This window comes from Azospirillum ramasamyi (genome assembly GCF_003233655.1).
GTDB classification, from domain to species: Bacteria; Pseudomonadota; Alphaproteobacteria; order Azospirillales; family Azospirillaceae; genus Azospirillum; species Azospirillum ramasamyi.
Map to the genome: position 1 here is coordinate 97,189 of NZ_CP029832.1, position 14,276 is coordinate 111,464.

Below are 14,276 nucleotides of genomic sequence, written 5' to 3' on the forward strand. Positions count from 1 at the left end.
TCGTTGCCATCCTGATCACGGCTCGCCGGTAAGGACGACCTTGCCCGGATTCATGATCCCCTGCGGGTCGAACAGCCGCTTGATGCCGCGCATCAACGCCATTTCCGCCGGACCCTTGTAGGCGGCCAGGGCATCGCGCACGCTCTGGCCGATGCCGTGCTCGGCGCTGATGGTGCCGTCTAGGTCGATTGCGACGCGGTGGACGGCGGCGCTGACCGCATGGGCGGTGGCTTCCAACGGTTGGCTTTCCGTCCTCGCGCTGTCCGGCAGGATGACGACCAGATGGATGTTGCCGTCGCCGATATGACCGACCGCCACCACGCGGGCATCCGGGCGCAGCGCCTCGACGGCGGCGGTGGCGCGGGCGACGAAATCGGGGATGCGGGCGACCGGCACCGCCGTGTCGTGGCCGATGACGATGCCGCTCTTGCGGTTGGCCTCCGATACGCTGTGGCGCAGCTTCCACAGGGCTTCCGCCTGGGCATGGCTGCGGGCGACGGTCGCGTCGGCGACGCTGCCGTCCTCCAGCCCTTCGGCCAGCAGATCCTCCAGCGCGGCGGCGAGGTCCAGCCCGGCCATCGGGTCGGTCACTTCGGCCAGCAGATACCAGGGCATGGCGGCGGCGAGCGGACGGACGGTGCCCGGCACATGGGCGAGCACGGCGGCGAGCTGCGAGTCCGACAGGATTTCCGCGGTGGTCACCCGGTCGCCCAACGCCCCGCGCAGCCGGGCGAACACCCGCAGCGCGGCCTCCAGCGATGGCAGGGCGAGGAAGGCGGTGGCGGTGCTGCGCGGACGCGGGAACAGTTTCAGCGTCGCCGCGGTGACGATGCCCAGCGTCCCTTCCGCGCCGATGAACAGATGCTTCAGGGCATAGCCGGTGTTGTCCTTGCGCAGCGCCCGCAGGCCGTTCAGCAGGGTGCCGTCGGGCAGCACCACCTCCAGCCCGAGCACGAGGTCGCGCATCGGGCCGTAGCGCAGGACGGCGGTGCCGCCGGCATTGGTGGCGATGGTGCCGCCGATCTGGCAGCTGCCCTCGCTGCCCAGGCTCATCGGGAACAGCCGGCCGGCCTCTTCGGCGGCGGCCTGCACGGCGGCCAGCGTGCAGCCGGCCTCCACCGTCAGGCTGTCGCCGATGGGATCGACCGCGCGGATGCGGTTCAGCCGCGACAGGCAGAGCACGAGGCTGCGGCCCGACGCGTCGGGAATGGCGCCGCCGACCACGCCGGTGTTGCCGCCCTGGGGAATCAGCGGCGTGCCGGTCTCCGCGCAGAGCCGGACGAGCGCGGCCACCTGCGCCGCATCGGCCGGGCGGACGACGCCCAGCGCCTCCCCCCGGTAGCGGCCGCGCCAATCCGCCAGGAAGGGCGCGGTGTCCGCCGGCTCCGACAGCACATGGGACGGCCCGACGATGGCGCGCGCCCGGTCGAGGACCTCACTGCCCGCCATGCCCCTACAGCCCCAGATAGGCGGTCTTGATGCGCGGATCGGCCAGCAGGGTCTGCGCCGAATCCTCCATCACCACCCGTCCGGTTTCCAGCACATAGGCGCGGTCGGCCAGCCGCAGGGCCAGATCGACCCGCTGTTCCACCAGCAGGACGGTGATGCCGGATTTGTGCAGGCTCTTGATGGTGTCGGCCAGCGTGTCGACGATGATCGGCGCCAGCCCCAGCGTCGGCTCGTCCAGCATCAGGCATTTCGGGTTGGCCATCAGGCCGCGCCCGAAGGCGACGAGCTGCTGCTGCCCGCCGCTCATGGTGCCGGCGCGCTGGGTGCGGCGTTCGGCCAGGATGGGGAACAGGTCGTAGACCCAGCGCAGCCGCTCGGCGAAGCCCATGCTGCCGGGCCGGCCGCGCAGGGCGCCGAGTTCCAGATGCTCCAGCACCGTCATGTCGGGGAAGAGCTGGCGGCCTTCCGGCACATGGACCAGCCCGCGTTCGATCACCTGATGCGGCGCCATGCGGTCGATGCGCTCTCCGTCGAAGGTGATGGTTCCGCCGCTCGGCCGCAGCAGGGACGAGATCGCCTTCAGCGTCGTCGTCTTGCCGGCGCCGTTGGAGCCGACCAGCGTGACCAGCTCCCCTTCCTCCACGGTCAGGGAGACGTTGTGGACCGCCTCGCGGTGGCCGTAGCTGACCTTCAGACCTTCGACCTTAAGCATCGACCGGCTCCCGTCCCAGATACACGCGGATCACCTCGGGGTCGTTCAGCACCTGCGCCGGCGGCCCCTCGGCGATCTTCACCCCATGGTCCAGCACCACCAGCCGGTCGCAGACGCTGGCGACCACGCGCATGTGGTGCTCCACCAGCAGCACGGTGACGCCGCGGGCGCGGATGCGGCGGATCATCTCGACCAGCCGCTGGCCCTCCTCCGGGTTCATGCCGGCGGCGGGCTCGTCCAGCAGCAGCAGGCGCGGTTCGGCGGCCAGCGCGATGGCGATCTCCAGACGGCGCTGCTCGCCGTAGGACATGGCGTCGGCCAGCGTGTCGGCGCGGTGGTCGAGATCGCAGAAGGCCAGGATCTCCAGCGCCTTGCGCCGCAGCTCCTCCTCTTCCCGGCGGTAGGCGGCGCTGCGCAGGATGGCGGCGCCCCAGCCGGCCCGCGTGGTGCGGTAGGCGGCGCTGCGCACATTGTCGAGCGCGGTCAGGCTGGGAAACAGGCTGGTGATCTGGAAGGTGCGCGACACGCCGCGCTGGCCCATGACATGAGACGGCGCGCCGGTGCAGTCGGTGCCGTCGAAGCGGACGCTTCCCGACGACGGCGGCAGCGAGCCGCCCAGCATGTTGAACAGCGTCGTCTTCCCGGCGCCGTTCGGCCCGATCAGCCCGACCACCTCGCCGGCCTGCACCGACATGGTGACGTCGCGCACCGCGGTCAGTCCGCCGAAGATGCGGGTCAGGTTGCTGACGGAGAGGATTTCTTGACCGGCGGGGTTCATTTGGCGCCTCCCTCGGCGCTGGGATAACTGGTGGCGGCGGCCGGCTGGATGGCCTCCGGCTTGCGGGACGTGCGCCAGCGCTGCCACAGGCTGACCAGACCGCCCGGCAGGAACACGACGGTGCCGGTGAGCAGGGCCGCGAAGATGACCATGCGCAGCGGGCCGGCGACGCGCAGCGATTCCAGGAGGCCGATATAGACCAGCGCCCCCAGGATCGGCCCCAGGATGGTGCCGCGCCCGCCGATGATGACGACGATGATCAGCGCGGCCACATTGTGGACGCCCATGATGTCGGGGGTGATGACGCGGATGTAGTGGGCGTAGATGGCGCCGCCGATGCCGGCGATGGCGGTGGCGGCGACGAAGCCCAGCAGCTTGGTGTGGAAGACGTTGATGCCGAGCGAGGCGGCGAGCGGCGCGTTCTCCCGCACCGCGAGGAAGGCGCGGCCGGTGCGGCTGGTGACCAGCGCGTGGCAGAGCCAGGCCGTCGCCAGCACCAGCGCCAGCACCAGATAATAGGTCTCGCGCGCGGCGGTGAAGGTAAGCGGGCCGATCGCCATCGGCGGAATGTCGGTGATGCCCATCGGGCCGCGCGTCAGATCCACCCAATGGTTGGTGATGGTGAACAGGATGGCGCCGAAGCCCAGCGTCAGGATGGCGAATTGCGGCCCGACCACCCGCAGGGCGGCATAGCCGATCACCAGCCCGAACGACGCCGCCACCAGCGCCGCCAGCGGCAGCCCCAGCAGCGGAGGCAGGCCGAACTGGGTGGAGAGGATGGCGGAGGTGTAGGCGCCGACGCCGACGAAGGCGGCATGGCCGAAGGTGAGTTCGCCGAGATAGCCGATGACGATGTTGAGGCTGAGCGCCAGCAGCGCGTACAGCATCCACAGCACCAGCAGATGTTCCAGATAGGCGTTGCCGGACAGGAAGGGCAGGACGGCCAGCGCCGCCAGGCCGGCCGCGATCGCCAGGGTCTGGCCGTTGGAGTTGATGTTCATCGCAGACCCCTTGCCGTGCTGAACAGGCCGTTGGGGCGCCACAGCAGGACCGCGATGATCATCGCGTAGCCGATCGCCTCCATGAAGCCGAGGGAGATGTAGCCGCCGCCCAGCGATTCGATGACGCCCAGCAGCAGGCCGGCGAACAGGGCGCCGGTGACGCTGCCCAGGCCGCCCATGATGACGACGATGAAGCCCTTCAGCACCGCCCAGTTGCCGATGGTCGGGAAGATCATCACGGTGGGGCCGACCAGGGCGCCCGACAGCGCCGCCAGCCCGCAGGCCAGGGCGAAGGTGTAGGCGTGGACCAGCTTGATGTTGATCCCGGTCAGCGCCGCACCGTTGGGGTTCTGCGCCGTCGCCCGCATCATCTTGCCGAAGCGCGAATAGCGGATGAACAGGTAGACCGCGACCAGCGCCACCACCGCGGCGGCGAAGACCAGCACGCGCTGCTCGGTCAGCGTCACCGTGCCGATGTCCAGCACCTCGTCGGCGAAGGGGCTTTCGATATATTTCGGATCGGCCCCGAACAGCAGCTCGCCGCCGTTGGCGATCAGCAGGGCGAGGCCGAGGCTGGACAGCAGGATGGTGAACTCATGGTCGCGGCGCAGCGGCCAGAAGATCAGCTTGTTGGCGGCGATGCCGAGCCCCGCCACCACGATGGCCGCGATGGCCGCAGCCGCGATGTAGTCGAGCCCGAGCAGGGTGCCGATGAAGTAGGTGATGTAGGCGCCGAGCATGTAGAACTCGCCATGGGCGAAATTCACGATGCGCAGCACCCCGAAGACCAGCGTCAGCCCGGTGGCGATGAGCACATAGGCCATCCCGTTGACCAGGCCGTTCGCGATCTGCTGGGCGAAGACGGTGAAATCCATGAGGGTCGAACCTTCCTGTCGGGGGGCTTGCCGGAGCGATGGCCCTCTCCCGCCCCGGGAGAGGGCTTTTCGCTATCCGCCGTTCAGTCCCGGACGCTGACGATCTGCTTCTTCTGGATCTGCACCAGATGGATCGCCTGGTTCGCCTGCCCCTTGTCGGAGAAGCGCAAATCGCCCATCACGGTCGGGACTTCCTGCGACTTCAGGGCCGCCGCGATCTTGTCGTAGGCGCGCGGGTCGCCGCCGGCGGCCTCGACGCCGAAGGCTATGGCCTGGACCGCCTGGGCGCCGAGCGCGGCGATGAAGGACGGCTCGTTCTTGTAGGACTTGCGGTACTGCTCCAGCCACGGCTTCAGCGACGGGGCGCTGCCGTCCTCGGTGAAGGGCGAGGCCGAATAGACCTGCTCCAGCGAGTTGCCGGACAGCTCCACCAGCTTCGGGTTCATGTTGCCGGCGGATGCGATGACCTTGCCGCGGTAGCCGGTCTGCTTGATCTGCCGGTAGATGGTCGCGCCCTGCGAGGTGTTGATCGCCGCGACATAGATCGCGTCGGCGTTCAGCGACTTCAGCTTGGTCAGCGCGGTGGTGAAGTCCGTGTCGGTGCGGTTGTAGAACTCGTGCCCCTTCACCTCGATGCCGCAGCCGGTCAGCAGCTTGGTGTAGTTCTCAAGCTCCAGGCGGCCCCAGTCGTCGTTGACGTTTATGAAGGCGATGGACTTGGGCTTGATGCGCTCGCAGATCGCCTTGGAATAGAACTCCGACATCATGGCCGAGGTGGCGTTGAGGCGGAACAGGTACTTGTGCCCCTCTTCCGTCACCTTCGGATGCTGGGAGCTGGTCATCACGGTGATGATCTTGTCGCGCGTCACTTCCTTCATCGACAGGGCGACGGCGCTGAACCAGCCGCCGACGATCATGTCGACGTTGTCCTGCTCCATCGCCCGCTTGGCGGCGCTGACGCCGTCCTCGGGGGAGCCCTTGTCGTCGTAGGTCAGCAGTTCCAGCTTGCGGCCGCCGGCGATGCCGCCGTTGGCGTTGATGACCGCGGCCATGGCCTGCGCGCCTTCAAGGCCGAGCTGGCCCTCGAAGGCGCCGGTGCCGCTCATCGGGCCGATCAGGGCGATGCGGAGCGGGGGCTGCTGCGCCTGCGCCGGAGAGCCGGTGCCGGCGACGGGAATGGCCAGGGCCAGGGCCGCCGCGGCGGCAAGGAGAGTGCGCCTACCGAACATGGGGTTCCTCCGTTGATTGGTCGTCTTTTGATTGGCCATTGCATCCGGCGGGTGGTGCTCGCCGGCAAAGGATCGTCAGGCTGTCTTCAGGTAGCGTTTCTGCAGCTCCTCGATCTCCGGGAAGCCGATGAAGTCGATGAAGCTGTTGTGGTCGGTGACCGGGCGCGGCAGGCCGCGGGTGGAGCGGCGTTCCGCCAGCGCCGCCAGATTCTCCTTCAGCGCCGAGGCGACGGTCATCAGCGGCACCAGCGCGTAGGTCGCCATGCCGGCCACTTCCTCCACCTCGTCCGCCGACAGCGTTTCCAGCCAGCCGAGCAGCTGCAGCGACAGCGGCACGCCGACCGCTTCGCGCATGGCGCGCAGACCGTCGATGTTTTGGAAGCACTTGCTGATCGGCTGGATCATGTCGGCGCCGGCCGCGACATAGGCGCGCCCGCGTTCCATCGCCGCGGCGGGATCGGTCACGTCGGTGCGGGCGATGATCAGCATGTTGGGATCGCGCCGGGCCTCGACCGCCGCCTGGATCTTGGCGACGCCCTCGTCCATCGGGATCACCTCGACCCCGCCGACGCAGATCGGGCAACGCTTGGGCGCCACCTGATCCTCCATGATGACGGCGGAGACGCCCGACGCCTCGAACTCGCGGATCGTGCGCATCACGTTGATGGCGTTGCCGTATCCGGTGTCGATGTCGGCGATGACCGGCACCTTGACCGCCGACACCACATTGCGGACCACCGTCAGGTTTTCCGACATGGTGTAGAGCTCGGCATCCGGCTGGCCGAGGAAGGAAGCGGAGACGCCGAAGCCCGAGGTCATCAGCGCGTCGAAGCCGGCCGCCTCGATGAAGCGGGCGGACAGGGCGTCATAGGCGCCGGCCGACCAGACGGTCTTCTGCGCCAGGACGCGGTTGCGGAACTCAGAGCCCCGAGACATTGGCATGGTCCTTCTGTTCGCGTTGCTGGGCCGCCTGCCGCTTCAGGAAGGGGACGAGGCCGCCGGCCCCGATCATCTCGGCATCCGCCTGCGGCAGCGGCTCATAGGGAATTTCGGTGCCCTGCGTGTGATTGCGGACCACGCCCGCCGCCCAATCCACCTCGATCTCGTCCCAGCGCCGGACGAAGCCGAGGATCCCGGGGCAGCTCACCTGCGGGAACCCCATGCTGACCTCGCCGCGCCAGTAGCCGGGCGAGAAGGACTCCGCGATCACCCCGGCGATGCCGAGATGGCGCATCGCCTTCATCGGCGGGTAGTGCGGGTGGCCGTAGCCGAAATTGTCCGCGCCGATCAGCAGGTCGCCCGGCCGCACCGATTTGGCGAAGTCCGGGTCGTAGCTCTGCATGGCGAGCTGCGCCAGTTCGGCCACGTCGGTGATCTTGATGTTCTTGACCCCGACGATCTGGTCGACGTCGAAATTCACCTCGTCGAAGATGAAGGCGACGCGGCCCTTCATCGCCGGCATGGGGAGTGCGGTTTCGCTCATCCTCGGCCTCACAGATACGGGCGCGGATCGGCGATCCGGCCTTCGATGGCGGAGGCGGCGACCACCGCGGCGTTGCACAGGTAGATTTCCGAATCCGGGCTGCCCATCCGGCCGCGGACGTTCAGCGTGCCGGTGGACACCGCGCGCTGGCCCGCCGTCATCGTCGCGATGCGGCCGAAGCAGTAGTCGCAGCTGGGCGAGGAGACGAAGGCCCCGGCCTCCACCAGCGTGGACACCAGCCCCTCGCGCGCCGCCGCCGCCATCAGCTCCTGGCTGGTCGGCACGATGTGCAGGGACACGCCGGTCTTGACCCGGCGGCCCTCCAGAACCTTGGCCGCGGCCCGCAGATCCTCCAGCCGTCCCGAGGCGCAGGATCCGAGATAGCCGGCATTGATCTCCAGCCCCAGGAACTCCGTCAGGTCGCGGGTGTCGGCCGGGGTCGGCGGGACGACGACGATCGGCTCCAGATCCGACAGGTCGATGTCGTGGACGGCGGAATACCGCGCGTCCGGGTCGCTCGACACCGGCTCCAGCTTTTTGCGGGCGCGCGGCAGGGCGTAGTCGAGCCGCACCGGATCGGGGTTGACGATGGCGGTCAGCGCGCCGGTGAACATGGCGAGGCCGGTGATGGTCTGCAGCCCCTCCGTCGACATCGCCGCCACCGACGGCCCGCCCAGCTCCAGCACCTGGAAACGGCAGGAGCTCGGCCCCAGGCGGCGCACCAGATGATGGAAGACGTCGCGCGCCATCACGCCGGGCCGCAACGACCCGCGGAGGTTCACCCGCACGGTGTCCGGCACGCGGATCGACACGGTGTCGCTGACGAAGGCTTCCATCACGTTGCGGCGCAGCCCGATGGCGAGCGTGCCGAAGGTTCCGAGCTGGCTGACATGGCCGTCGAAATGGACGACGAAGGCGCCCGGCGTCGCATAGCCGACCTCCGCCGCCACCTGATGGCCGATGCCGTGCCGTTCGAACAGCGGCACACCGTTCTCCGCGCACCAGTTGCGCGTGTTGATGTGAAGCTCTTCCTCCTTGGCGGTGGCGGTCGGCACCATGTGGTCGATGAAGATGCCGAAGCGTTCCGGCTCGGCCACCCGCTCGATGCCGAAATCCTCCTTCATCGTCTTGAAATAGACGTCGGTGTAGCCGGGGAAGTCGTAGGCCAGCACGAAGTCCGGCTTCGCCTTGATGTCCTGTCCGGCGCGCACCGCGGGCAGCCCCGCCGCTCGCGCCAGGATCTTCTCGGTGATGGTGTAGCCCATGGCGTGGATGTCTCCGCTCCCGCCCGTCAGCCGTCGAGGCCGAGGGAGCCGGGATTCATCAGCCCCTGCGGATCGACGGCGCGCTTGACGCCTTCCAGCAGCGACCAGGTTTCGGGGGTCATGATCTCGCGGAACGGATAGTCGCGGGCGACCTGCCAGCTGACGCCGCCCAGGCTGCAATACAGCTCCTGCGTCGCGCGGCGCAGTTCCGCCACCGCGTTGCGCGCCTCCGGGTTGGCCGGGCGGTCGCGCCAGGGCTTCACCACCTCGTCGCCCAGGCTGGCGGCGTGCAGCGGCGTGATCTCGTCGTTCCAGTAGAAGGCCGGCTCCAGGAAGAAGTCGTTGCCGACCGTCATGGTCATCACCGAATAGATGATGCCGTGCTTTTCCATGAAGCCGCGCTTCTCCGCGAAGAAGGCGTCGTTGGCGGCGACCACCTTGTCGGCGTCGCCCAGCGGGAAGATGGCGTGGATCGGCACCCAGCGCTGGCCCTCGCGCCCCAGCATGCCGCGCACCGGGCCGAAGGGCTTGGAGCGCATGACCTTCGGCACGCTGTTCTCGATCTCCTTGCCGTGGCGGGCGCCGATCTCGCGCACCGTCTGCATGGCTTCGCGCAGCTGCGTCTCGCTGCGCCCCTCGACAACCAGATGGAGGGTGAAATTGTGGTCCTTGAGGAAGGCGGTGCCGGCGGTGGCGACGCTCAACGCCTCCTTGGCGCCCTGGAACAGAGACTTGCCGGCCTTCGCCACGTTGCCCAGCGTCTTCAGCCCGTCCGACAGCTTGTTGACGCTGGCCGAATGCTCGACCTTGGTGCGGTCGATGCCGAAGCCTTCCGACACGCAGCGCGCCCGCGCCATCTCCACCTGGGCGGCGGCCATCGCCTGCATGGTGGTGAAGCCGAAGGACAGGAAATCGCTGTGTTCCGGCCGGCGGTGGAGCCGCAGCGTCGCCGCCACCTTGAAGCCCATGGCGCCGTTGTCGCCCAGGAACAGGCCGGTCAGGTCGGGGCCGCCCGACCGCGTGAAGGGCTTGGTTCCGACGCGCCCGCCCGATCCGGTGGTGACGACGCGCCCGTCGGCCAGCACCACGGTGACGCCCAGCACGCTTTCCGCCACGGTGCCGTGCAGGGCGGAGCCGAAGAAGGCGCTGTTCTGCGACAGGGCGCCGCCGATGGTGGCGTTGATGCCCGACAGCGGCCCCCAATAACCGGTGCGCAGCCCGGTGCCCTCCAGCGCCTCGTTCAGCGCGGCCCAGGTGCAGCCGGTCTCCACCGTGACGTAGAGGCTGTCGGTGTCGAGATCGAGGATGCGGTTCAGCCGGCGGCTGTCGATGACGACCGAATCCGGCCGCTTCGGCAGGTAGCCCTTGGTGTAGGACATGCCGCCGCCGCGCGGCACCACCGCCACGCCGGCGTCATGGGCGGCGCGGATCGTGGCGGCGACCTGATCGCGGTCGCGCGGCAGGGCGATGGCGAGCGGCGGAATGCCCGGCTGCCAGAACACGTCGTTGGCGTAGAAGTTGCGGCTCTTCTCGTCATCCAGCAGGCCGTCGGCGCCGAGGGCGGCGCGCAGGGCGTCAAGCAGGGTGGCCGTGCCTTCGAGGGCGGCGATGCTCATGGAATGTCCCTATGGGTAAGGTCGGGCGGCGTTGGTAAGGCGGAGCCGGTCAGGCGGCGTCCTTCAGCGGCTCGAACCGGAAATCCTCGCCGGAGCGGCGCACGTATCCGGTGTGGGGAGCGCCGAAATGGGCGGGGAACACCAGGGCGTTGCGGTCGGCGGCGTGGTCCAGCAGCCGGCGGCGCGTCGCCACCGCCTGCGCCTGGTCCTCGCAGAAGCGGCTGTTCCAGTCGGGACGGCACACCTGCATCGGCTGGTGCAGGCAGTCGCCGGTGAAGTAGGCGGCGTGACGGCCGGACTCCAGCCGGACGAACATCTGCCCCGCCGTGTGGCCGGGCGCCAGTTCCACCGACAGGCCGTCGAGGATGCGGTCGCCGTCCTCGATCAGATCGACCTGACCGGCTTCCCACACCGGCATGACGCTGTCCTCCATCACCGGGCCGTTGCCGGGCATGCCGACCAGACCGCCTTCGGGGCTGCGCCAGTGCTTGAACTCCTGCGCGCCGTAGATGTAGCGGGCGTTCGGGAAGGTCGGCACCCAGCGCCCGTCGACCAGCCGGGTGTTCCAGCCGACATGGTCGATGTGCAGGTGGGTGTTGATGACCAGCGTCACGTCCTCCGGCCGCACGCCGGCGTCGGCGAGATGGCGCAGATAGGGCTTGTCCAGCATGTGGAAGCGCTCGAAGCCCGGCGTGTGGCGTTCCTTGTGGTTGCCGCAGCCGGTGTCGACCAGGATCACATGGCGGTCGGTGCGGATCAGCCAGCTGTGCATGCTCGACATCAGGCGCCGCGACGCCGGATCGAGGAAGTTCGGCTCGGCCAGATCGGGGTTCCGGGTCAGGATCGCCTCGTCATAGGCGGGAAACAGGAAGCCGGGGTCGAAACCCGGCGTCAGCATTTCCTCGATCCGCGTGACCGTGAACGCACCCAGGGCGATGGTTTGCATTGTCCTCCCCTCGTGCAGGGTGCCGGCGGCCGTGTCTCAAGAAGCCGGGAGACCGCGGCGGGCCGGTGCATGGGGCGCCAACCATCTGCCGGAGCGATGGCGGCGCGCTTGTTCTGTTTGTTGGGGAATGAAACCATTTGCCCTTCTCAGTGTCAACAGGCAAAAATGGTGTCATGGTTTGACACGGATGGCGGCCTGCGTCGGGTATTGTGGAAAGGGGTTGCGCAACCGCGCAGGCGCCTTCAATTCTACCGGCGCACTGCACCTGGAGCGGGATCAGCGCGACCGCGACGCCATCCACCGGCTGTGCCGAATACCGGGGTATTCTCCTGGCACCGGGGCACGCGATATCCATAAGGGGCTTAAACGTATGGACACCGAACAGGACGACAACCAAGGCGCGGAAAAGAACGGTCTTAGCGTTCGCGCCGTGTCGCGCGCTCTCGCCGTGCTGCGCAGCTTTTATCAGGAAGGGCCGACGCTGACCCTCACGGAGGTCGCGAGTGCCGCGAAGCTCGACAAGGGAACGGCGCGTCGCATCCTGCTGACGCTGGTGCAGGACGGCTTCGCCGCCTTCGACGCGCAGAGCCAGAAATACAGCCTGGGGCTGGAGATCCTGAAGCTGGCGGGGGCGGTGCCGGAACGCCGCGACCTGCGCCAGATCGCCTCCACCATCCTGTCGCGGCTGGCGAAAACCACGGGGAGCACGGTGTTCCTGTCGGTCTACCATGACGGATCCGCCGTGTGCCTGGACCAGTTCCACAGCGACCGGTCGGTGGAGGTGCGCTGGTGGATCGTCGGCGGGCAGCTGCCGATGAATTGCGGCGCCGCGCCGCGCGTGATGCTGGCCTATCTGCCGGAGGCGGAGGTGGAGCGCGTGCTGGCGCGCGGGACCACCCGCCTCACCCCCCACACCACCACCGATCCCCACCAATTGGCGAAGGAGCTGGAGGAGGTGCGGGAGCGCGGCTGGTCGATGGCGGTCGACGATGTGATCGAAGGGCTGGCGGCCATCGCCATGCCGTTGTTCGACCCGGACGGCCGGCTGATCGCGGCGGTCAGCCTGACCGGCCTGACCCCCCACATCATCCGCAACGGTCAGCCCAATTTCCTGGACGACATGCGCGGCGCGGTGCGGGAGATCTCGTCCAATCTCAATTCGCTGTCGGCCCCGCCCCTGCACCGGGCCGCGCGCGCCCAATCGGTGCTCGGGGGATGATGGCGGGGCCGCTGGCGTAGGGCGCTCGCTGTGTCGCTCTATGACATGCGGTGCGAATCGGCGGCGGTATCCCCGCCCAGGAAGGCGGCATAGCGGGCGATCGTCGCCTCCACGGCGGCGGGGGCCTGGCCGGGATACCAGACGGTGGCCGGGGTCGGCGTGACCTCCGTTCCGGCCGGGGCCAGCCGCTCCGCCTCCGCCAGCCCTTCCACCAGCATGTCGGCGGGTCCGGCGCAGATCAGCGCCGGCCGGGTCAGGCGCGGCAGGCGGGCGCGGGTGTCGTAGTGGAAGGCGGCGCGGTAGGAGCGGTCGTAATGGGCGCCGCTCGCCAGCAGGCCCATGGTCCAGTCATGCAGCACCGCCGCGTCGGGAACGCCGATGGCGCGGGCGGCGGCACGCTCCTGCCTGTACCACGGCCAGAACAGGAACATGTCGCGCCGCATGTTCCAGGCCTGGAGCAGATGCAGGCCCCAGCGGTCGGCCACCAGCGGCGGGAAATAGTGGGTCAGGATGTCGGCGCTGAAGTCGGGCGGGATCAGCACCGGCGCCTCCAGCACCGCGCGGCCGACGCGGTCGGGGTGGCGGACCGTCAGTTCCAGCGCCACCAGCGCGCCCGTGTGGGTGCCCCACAGGTCGAAGCGGTCGAGGCCGAGCGCATCGGCGACGGCCAGCGCATCCTCGGCCAGCATGCCGATATCGACACTGCGGTCGGGCTTGTCGGATTCGCCGTTGCCGAGATAGTCGGGGGCGATGATCTCCCATCCCGGCGCCAGTCCGTGCAGCAGCGGCAGCAGCGGCTTGGAGGAGCCGGGGGCCGATTGCAGCGCCAGCAGGGGCCGGCCGCGACCGGCCCGGCGCAGATGGACGCGGCCCTGCGGCGTGTCGGCATAGTCGTGCCAGACCCGCAGCGGATCGGCGAACGGTTGCGTCGGCGGCAACGCTCGGGCATCGGACCGGCCGGACGCCATGACCGATAGGACGCCCGCAGCTTCTTGCAAATCCTCGAAGCGGAGGATGCCGGATTGGCCGGGAAGTCGCGGCATGGCGTCGAGGCACAGGCTCCACAGCGCCTCATAACGGTGCGGGGCCGCCGCGGCGGTGCGCAGCATCGCGTCCAACGCGGCGGCGTCGGGCAGGGGCGCGCCCCGTGCGGCCGGATGCCGGGCGTCGCGCGGCTCCAGCACATGGGCATCGCGCAGATGCGCCCACAGCACGGCCAGATGGGTGCCGTCGTCGCGCGGCGCCAGCGGGGCGGGGGTCAAGCCGCGCTCCGCCCAGCCTTCCGCGACCGTCGAATCGGCGAGCAGGATGGCGTCGGGTTGCCAATTCGGTCCGCTGTCCCGCAGCGCGACGGCCAGCGGCGCCGCAAGGTCGAAGGCGAGCAGCGGGCAGGGAGGAAGGCCGAGCGTGCTTGCGGCCTCCGCGATGATGCGGGCCAAGCCGGCGATGTCGTCGGCCCACACCCCGCCCGACCCGCCGGTTCCCGGAAGATCGAGCGCGGTGACGGTCCAGCCGGGCAGGGCGCGGGCCAGCTGGTCGGCGCGGGTGGAGGCGGCGGCGATCAGGCCGGGCAGCACCAGCAGGTCGGGGCCGGACCCGCTGCGCCACACGCGCAACTGGCCCTGTCCGATGGTCACGTAATGGGGTGTCGACATGGATGTCCTCCCGGTCGGCAGGCGGTGAATGCCTGCATTTCTTTGTAC

13 protein-coding genes are annotated in these 14,276 nt (G+C 69.2%); 1 reads left to right on the forward strand and 12 read right to left on the reverse strand.

What is annotated here, in order from left to right; translation table 11 throughout:
• Nucleotides 1-15: 15 nt before the first annotated feature.
• From DM194_RS19860 to DM194_RS19910, 11 genes are all read right to left on the reverse strand, one after another.
• On the reverse strand, nt 16-1,449 hold the full coding sequence (locus DM194_RS19860; RefSeq protein ID WP_111069309.1) for an FAD-binding oxidoreductase: 1,434 nt from the start codon (nt 1,447-1,449) through the stop codon (nt 16-18).
• 4 nt (nt 1,450-1,453) lie between these two features.
• Nucleotides 1,454-2,161, reverse strand: coding sequence for an ABC transporter ATP-binding protein (locus DM194_RS19865; protein ID WP_111069310.1), 708 nt, complete (start codon nt 2,159-2,161; stop codon nt 1,454-1,456).
• Complete coding sequence (locus tag DM194_RS19870; RefSeq protein ID WP_111069311.1) at nt 2,154-2,939, reverse strand: ABC transporter ATP-binding protein; 786 nt, start codon at nt 2,937-2,939, stop codon at nt 2,154-2,156. The genes DM194_RS19865 and DM194_RS19870 overlap by 8 nt, the downstream gene beginning before the upstream one ends.
• Nucleotides 2,936-3,940 (reverse strand): branched-chain amino acid ABC transporter permease, encoded by a 1,005-nt coding sequence (locus DM194_RS19875; protein WP_111069312.1) that lies wholly within the window; start codon nt 3,938-3,940, stop codon nt 2,936-2,938. Before DM194_RS19875 ends, DM194_RS19870 begins: the two co-directional genes overlap by 4 nt.
• Nucleotides 3,937-4,815 carry a branched-chain amino acid ABC transporter permease gene (locus DM194_RS19880; protein ID WP_111069313.1) on the reverse strand — a complete coding sequence of 293 codons (879 nt, stop codon included), beginning with the start codon at nt 4,813-4,815 and terminating at the stop codon, nt 3,937-3,939. Before DM194_RS19880 ends, DM194_RS19875 begins: the two co-directional genes overlap by 4 nt.
• Before the next feature lie 83 nt (nt 4,816-4,898).
• The gene (locus DM194_RS19885) at nt 4,899-6,044 is read right to left on the reverse strand and encodes an ABC transporter substrate-binding protein (RefSeq protein ID WP_111069314.1); all 1,146 of its coding nucleotides are present in this window, start codon (nt 6,042-6,044) and stop codon (nt 4,899-4,901) included.
• 75 nt (nt 6,045-6,119) lie between these two features.
• Nucleotides 6,120-6,980, reverse strand: coding sequence for an isocitrate lyase/PEP mutase family protein (locus DM194_RS19890; protein WP_246024524.1), 861 nt, complete (start codon nt 6,978-6,980; stop codon nt 6,120-6,122).
• Nucleotides 6,964-7,527: a 3-isopropylmalate dehydratase small subunit gene (locus DM194_RS19895; RefSeq protein ID WP_246024525.1), complete on the reverse strand. Its 564-nt coding sequence runs from the start codon at nt 7,525-7,527 to the stop codon at nt 6,964-6,966. The genes DM194_RS19890 and DM194_RS19895 overlap by 17 nt, the downstream gene beginning before the upstream one ends.
• Nucleotides 7,528-7,535: 8 nt before the next feature.
• Nucleotides 7,536-8,792, reverse strand: a complete 1,257-nt coding sequence (locus tag DM194_RS19900; RefSeq protein WP_111069317.1) for a 3-isopropylmalate dehydratase large subunit — start codon at nt 8,790-8,792, stop codon at nt 7,536-7,538.
• 26 nt (nt 8,793-8,818) lie between these two features.
• Nucleotides 8,819-10,408, reverse strand: a complete 1,590-nt coding sequence (locus DM194_RS19905) for an FAD-binding oxidoreductase (protein WP_111069318.1) — start codon at nt 10,406-10,408, stop codon at nt 8,819-8,821.
• Nucleotides 10,409-10,457: 49 nt separating this feature from the next.
• Nucleotides 10,458-11,354: an MBL fold metallo-hydrolase gene (locus DM194_RS19910; protein ID WP_111069319.1), complete on the reverse strand. Its 897-nt coding sequence runs from the start codon at nt 11,352-11,354 to the stop codon at nt 10,458-10,460.
• 370 nt (nt 11,355-11,724) lie between these two features.
• Here DM194_RS19910 and DM194_RS19915 point away from each other — a divergent pair, with 370 nt between their 5' ends.
• On the forward strand, nt 11,725-12,573 hold the full coding sequence (locus DM194_RS19915) for an IclR family transcriptional regulator (RefSeq protein WP_111069320.1): 849 nt from the start codon (nt 11,725-11,727) through the stop codon (nt 12,571-12,573).
• 38 nt (nt 12,574-12,611) lie between these two features.
• Here DM194_RS19915 and DM194_RS19920 read toward each other — a convergent pair whose 3' ends face one another.
• Complete coding sequence (locus DM194_RS19920) at nt 12,612-14,228, reverse strand: alpha/beta hydrolase (RefSeq protein ID WP_111069321.1); 1,617 nt, start codon at nt 14,226-14,228, stop codon at nt 12,612-12,614.
• Between the last annotated feature and the right edge of the window lie 48 nt (nt 14,229-14,276).